The sequence below is a fragment of the Microlunatus antarcticus genome (assembly GCF_014193425.1).
In the GTDB taxonomy this organism is placed as follows: Bacteria; Actinomycetota; Actinomycetes; order Propionibacteriales; family Propionibacteriaceae; genus Microlunatus; species Microlunatus antarcticus.
Window position 1 is genome coordinate 535,764 of the sequence record NZ_JACHZG010000001.1, and the last position, 3,465, is coordinate 539,228.

3 protein-coding genes are annotated in these 3,465 nt (G+C 74.1%); 2 read left to right on the forward strand and 1 reads right to left on the reverse strand.

The window, feature by feature from the left end; genetic code table 11:
* Positions 1–41 precede the first annotated feature (41 nt).
* On the forward strand, positions 42–1,394 hold the full coding sequence (glmM, locus tag FHX39_RS02610; RefSeq protein ID WP_183336563.1) for a phosphoglucosamine mutase: 1,353 nt from the start codon (positions 42–44) through the stop codon (positions 1,392–1,394).
* Positions 1,391–2,881, forward strand: coding sequence for a sensor histidine kinase (locus FHX39_RS21950; protein WP_183336564.1), 1,491 nt, complete (start codon positions 1,391–1,393; stop codon positions 2,879–2,881). Before glmM ends, FHX39_RS21950 begins: the two co-directional genes overlap by 4 nt.
* Here the strand turns inward: FHX39_RS21950 and FHX39_RS02620 are convergent.
* A complete protein-coding gene (locus tag FHX39_RS02620) occupies positions 2,868–3,071 on the reverse strand; it encodes a hypothetical protein (protein ID WP_183336566.1) in 204 nt (67 codons plus the stop codon). The two genes, FHX39_RS21950 and FHX39_RS02620, sit on opposite strands and share 14 nt — an antisense overlap.
* Between the last annotated feature and the right edge of the window lie 394 nt (positions 3,072–3,465).

Consider the following 3,465-nt stretch of genomic DNA (forward strand, 5'->3'; position numbering starts at 1 on the left):
CGCGGCCGCCGTGTCGTCCTCGCGTCTGGCACGCTGATCCCGTGGGTCGTCTCTTCGGCACCGACGGGGTGCGTGGTCGTGCGAACGACGAGCTGACCGCCGAGCTCTCGCTGGACCTCGCCGTCGCCGCCGCCCACGTGCTGGGCGAGGCCGGCGAGTTCAGCGGGCACCGGCCGTTCGCGGTCGTGGGCCGCGACCCGCGTGCCTCCGGGGAGTTCCTGGAGGCCGCGGTCGTGGCCGGGCTGGCCAGCGCCGGGGTCGACGTCGTCCGCTTGGGCGTCGTGCCGACCCCGGGGGTCGCGTTCCTGACCGGTCAGCAGCAGGCCGACCTCGGCGTCATGCTGTCGGCCAGCCACAACCCGATGCCCGACAACGGCATCAAGTTCTTCGCCCGCGGCGGCGTCAAGCTCGACGACACCGTCGAGGACGCCATCGAGGCCCGGCTCCGTGAGCCCTGGGCCCGCCCCACGGGTGGCGGCGTCGGCCGCGTCCGCGACGACTACTCCCTCGTGGAGACCTACGTCGCGCACCTGGTCAACAGCGTCGGCACGCCGGTCAGCCTGCACGGCCTCAAGGTCGTCCTCGACTGCGCGAACGGCGCCGCGTACGTCGCCGGCCCCGCCGCCTTCGAGGCCCAGGGGGCCGAGGTCGTCCGGATCCACGCGACGCCCGACGGCCTCAACATCAACGAGAACTGCGGGTCCACCCACATGGACTCGTTGCGGTCCGCGGTGCTGGAGCACGGGGCCGACCTCGGCATCGCGCTCGACGGCGACGCGGACCGTTGCCTCGCGGTGGACGCGGACGGCCGGATCGTCGACGGCGACCAGATCCTGGCCGTGCTGGCCCTCGCGATGCACGAGGACGGCCGGCTCAAGAACGACACCGTCGTGGCCACGGTGATGAGCAACCTCGGCTTCCTGCACTCCATGCGCCGCTCCGGCATCGCCGTCGAGCAGACCGCCGTCGGCGACCGCTACGTCCTCGAGGCGATGAAGGTCGGGAGCCACACCCTGGGCGGCGAGCAGTCCGGGCACGTGATCATGTCCGAGCACGCCACCACCGGGGACGGCGTGCTGACCGCCCTGCACCTGGCGAGCCGGATGGCGACCACCGGCCGCAGCCTGGCCGACCTCGCGGCCGTGATGAACCGCCTGCCGCAGGTCCTGGTGAACGTCTCCGGCGTCGACAAGGCCCGCGCGGGCACCGACCCCGGGCTGCTGGCGGCCGTCGCCGAGGCCGAGGCCGAGCTCGGGGACCAGGGCCGGGTGCTGCTGCGCTCGTCCGGCACCGAGGCGCTCGTCCGCGTGATGGTGGAGGCCGAGTCGTACGACGTGGCCGACACCGTCGCGCAGCGTCTGTCCGACGTCGTCCGGGTGCAGCTCGGCCTGTGACCGCGGAGGGGGCGCCTGCGTCCGTCCGGTCGGCCCGGACGGCTCGTCCGGTCCCGGCTGCCCTGGCCGCCGCGGGTCGCCGATGCCTCCGCCTCACCCTCGGTCCGTCGCTGCAGCGTCGCGTCGGGCGGTTCACGCTGCTGATCGTCGCGCTCGCCGTCCTGGTCACCGGTCTCGGTGGCTACCTCGCGTCCCGCGCCGCCGCGTTCAACGCCGCGGACGACGCCCTCCTGCGGGCCTCCGACATGGCGCTCGCCGACCTCGGTCCGGCTCCTGGGCCGGCGGACCTCGAGCGGTTCGTGAGCACCGCACCCGGCCTGAGCACCATCGTGACCGCGGTCGTCCGCGCCGACGGGTCGGTGCTGCGGGGGACGACGCCCGACGTCGTGCCGGTGCAGGCCGGGGACGTGGCCGTCGCCGGGGGCCTCCGGGACGCGTACACGCACTCGGCGACGACGGACGCCGGCGCGCTCTACCGCGTCCGGGTCGTCCCGCTCGGCGCGGAGCCGGGCACGGCGCTGCTCGTGGGGCGCCCGATGGCCGGGACGCAGCAGATCCTGATGGCCCTGGCCATGGGCCTGCTCGTGTGCGGGGTCGTGGCGGTGGCGGTGGCGGGGGTCGTCGGACGCCGCGTGGCGCGGGCCGGGGTCGCCCCGGTGCGGGAGCTGACCGCCGAGGTCGAGCAACGTGCGGCCGAGGACGACCTGACGCCGGTGACGATCGCGCGGAACGACGAGCTGGGCCGCCTCGGCGTGGCCTTCAACCACCTGCTCGACACGGTCAAGGTCTCCCGGACGCGGCAGGCCCGCTTCGTCGCCGACGCGGGGCACGAGCTGCGGACGCCCCTGACCAGCCTGCGCACCAACATCGAGCTGCTGGCCGCCGACACCGACCGCGCGATGCTCGACCCCGCCGACCGGCTCACGATCATGCGGGACGTCCGCGCGCAGCTCGTCGAGTTCTCCGCGCTCGTCTCCGACCTGATCGGCCTGACCCGCGAGGACCGCGCGCCCACGGACTTTCACGAGGTCGACCTGGCGGCGGTGCTCGACGAGGCGGTCGACCGGGTCAGCATGCGTGCCCCCGGCCTGGGCTGGGCGGTGCACCTGGACCCGGTCCGCCTGCACGGGGACGCCGATCTGCTGGCCCGTGCCTTCACCAACGTCCTGGACAACGCGGTCAAGTACTCCCCGCCGGGCGGCACCGTCTCGGTGTCGCTCAAGGGGCACGAGGTGCGGATCGGCGACGAGGGCGGCGGGGTCTCGGAGGAGGAGCGGCCCTTCGTGTTCGACCGGTTCTTCCGCTCGGAGGCCTCGCGCGCGACGCCGGGCACGGGTCTCGGCCTGTCGATCACCGAGTCGGTGGTGCGCCAGCACGGCGGGACCGTCGCCGTGACGGACGCCCCGGGCGGCGGGGCCCAGTTCGTGCTGACCTTCCCGCTGGCCCTCCACCGCTCCGGCGGGGCGGGTGGCGCTACGGACCGGTGACGGTCTGGAAGAGCTGGGCCACACCGGGCAGGACGCCGAGAGCGGCGAGGACGAGGGCGACCACGCCGACGACCAGCGTGAGCAGCAGGGAGAAGACGGCGACGCCGAAGGCGCCGAAGAAGCCGGCCTTGAAGGCCGTCCCCGCGCTCAGCCGTTCGCGAGGGGGAAGCGGGCCCTGCTCGTTCGACATGGCGACCACGGTAGCCCGGGAGGCTGTCCGTCACCTGAAGACGACGTGATCGACCGAGCGCGCCGGGCGGACGCCCGCGAGCCCTCGAGAGCCGGCCCGCGACGTGGGAGGAGCGCGTGCCGGCGGCTCCCCTCTGACCGCCGGTACGCGCGTCCTGAGGGTGAGGAGGGACGGGAGCGCGGGCTGATACGTCGGCCCCCCAGCACGATGCTCGAAGATCGCGTACTTTCTTCTTCGACACATAATTTGTGTCACGGACGGCAGCCCTGAGCGGGCCGTCGTCCACGGGTCCGGGGGGATCCACGTCCACGACCGAGCGGTCGAGGGCGGCCACCAAGGTCGAGGACCCCCCAGCCGGGCCGGTCTCCGACGAACGTCCAGTCGGAGAAGGTGC

Bases quoted from the DNA above. Each gene is read 5' to 3' on its own strand.
- FHX39_RS02620 (WP_183336566.1), bottom strand. From the start codon at position 3,071: ATGTCGAACGAGCAGGGCCCGCTTCCCCCTCGCGAACGGCTGAGCGCG.